Here is a 1901-nt window from a genome sequence, read left to right as displayed (position 1 = left end):
GGCGAGGACCGTTAAAAAAGAGGTAGCAGAGGAGTCAGCTAATTCGGCCGTACAGCGTGCTGATTTAGAGTACATTAAGCGTGGTGTGGACGACATGAAGGTCGAACAAAAACTGCAAGGACAACGTTTTGAAGCGATCTCCGAGCGGCTCACACGGGTCGAGGAATCGGCAAAACAAGCACATAAGCGGATCGACCGCCTAGAGGAAGATGGGAGGGGATAACCTTGGACAAAACCAAATACCCAATCGAGCGCCGGTACATTACCAAGCGCTCAAACACGCGGCCAGGCACCCGGCTTAAAACCGTGACACCGGCCTTTTTTGTTGCACATGACACGGGCAATCCCGGGGCTACGGCGGACAACCATTTCAAATACTTTAACAACCTGACCGATCGCTCAGCGTCGGCCCATGTGTTTATTGACGACACCAAGATTCTGGAGATCATCCCGACGGGTACCGGTCCGGATCCGGCAGAGAAAGCTTGGCACGTTTTGTATAACGTGACAACCGACAACGACCTATTTGGCTATGATGCCAACGACGCGGCGCTTGGGATAGAGTTGTGTTACGGCGGTCGGATCACCTTTACAGAGGCGTATAAGCGGTTTGTTTGGTACTTGGCCTATTGCTGCGACCGTTGGGGTAAAAACCCGTCGACGCACATTGCCAGCCACAAACAGTTGGACCCAGCGCGTAAATCCGACTGCGAGCAGGCGCTGAAGGTGGGAGGTAAGACGCTCAAGGATCTGATCAACGACGTCGCCGCAGAGCTGGCTGCGCCGATCACGCCGCCGGACTTTACCCCGCTGCCGGCTGGGATCGCCCAGACATTGATCGACAACTATGTATCTCTGGCGTGGTTTGCATCACAGCGGGCCGGGGATGAGGTCGGCAAAACTCATTATCACAACTTGGCCAACAACCTACGGATGGCCTCCGGCATCCCGCTGACACCCGGGATGGCTGCCGCGCCGCTGGTAAAGCTGCCTAAGAGCAATGCTCAGGAGATCATCATCCGCTGGCTTTCTCCGGCTTGGTTTAAGGCTCGGGACGAGGGGAACAGAGAGCGGGCGCAGCATTTTAATAATCTGGCGAACTATTTGCGGCGAGCCGCAGGTATTCCAGAAGAATAAGAGAGGAGTATTGTTAATCATGGAAGCATTGAACAACGTTATGGCCTTTGCCTCGGTGCTGGCCGTGTTTGTGTTGGCATTGGTGCAACTGGTGAAAACGACCGTCAACCTGCCGAAAAACATCGTCCCGCTGATCGGTGTGGTGATCGGCATCCTGGTAGGTGCCGCCGCATCCCCGTTCACGTCCTTGGATCTGGTGCTAAGGCTATGGGCTGGGGGGCTGGCTGGGTTGTCGGCAACGGGGCTGTTTGAGTTAGGAAATAAACGTGATGGTAGCACAAAAGAATAGTCTGTGATATATTGGAAAAAGAAATCCGGAGGCACCGGTAGAATAGCCCGCTGACCGTAATTGGTTAGCGGGGCTTTTTCTTTTACTGAATAAATTTTATTTTTTCCATAAGTATTTCTTTCACAGATTCAAGGGTGTTCATTTGCTTTTCGTTATTTTTATTTTTTACCTCACGATTAAAAATAGCAAACATCTCGCCTTTGTAATGTGCTGTCCAAGTTTCATCAGATCCTTGTGGTGGAGGGCTAAAAAAGAATTCATGACCCATACTACTTGCCTCATCTTGTATTGTAGCAAGTGCTAGTGCTATTTCTTCGTTAAGTCTTTTCTTTTCGTTTTGCTGATCAATAAACTCCGGATCGTTCTTTTGTTTCTCAAATGCCTCTACAAATTTATCAAAAAAGGTCATACTAAAGCCTCCCTCGTATAGTATCTTTAAAAAGCTCTTTTAGGTTCATTTCCATCCCCCCGGGGG

4 protein-coding genes are annotated in these 1901 nt (G+C 50.4%); 3 read left to right on the top strand and 1 reads right to left on the bottom strand.

What is annotated here, in order from left to right; all coding sequences use genetic code 11:
* The 3 genes from RW092_RS00520 to RW092_RS00510 all read left to right on the top strand — a co-directional run.
* On the top strand, window positions 1–223 hold a 223-nt coding region (locus tag RW092_RS00520), incomplete at its 5' end, for a hypothetical protein (protein ID WP_316009222.1).
* Window positions 224–225: 2 nt separating this feature from the next.
* Window positions 226–1137 carry a peptidoglycan recognition protein family protein gene (locus RW092_RS00515; RefSeq protein ID WP_316009221.1) on the top strand — a complete coding sequence of 304 codons (912 nt, stop codon included), beginning with the start codon at window positions 226–228 and terminating at the stop codon, window positions 1135–1137.
* Between the two features lie 19 nt (window positions 1138–1156).
* On the top strand, window positions 1157–1426 hold the full coding sequence (locus RW092_RS00510) for a holin (RefSeq protein WP_410055494.1): 270 nt from the start codon (window positions 1157–1159) through the stop codon (window positions 1424–1426).
* An 82-nt stretch (window positions 1427–1508) separates the two neighbouring features.
* Here the strand turns inward: RW092_RS00510 and RW092_RS00505 are convergent, their stop codons facing one another.
* Complete coding sequence (locus RW092_RS00505; protein WP_316009220.1) at window positions 1509–1835, bottom strand: hypothetical protein; 327 nt, start codon at window positions 1833–1835, stop codon at window positions 1509–1511.
* Window positions 1836–1901: the final 66 nt, after the last annotated feature.

The organism is Paenibacillus sp. 3LSP (assembly GCF_032465655.1).
Classification (GTDB): domain Bacteria; phylum Bacillota; class Bacilli; order Paenibacillales; family Paenibacillaceae; genus Fontibacillus; species Fontibacillus barengoltzii.
This window is presented reverse-complemented; position numbering and strand designations above follow the sequence as displayed.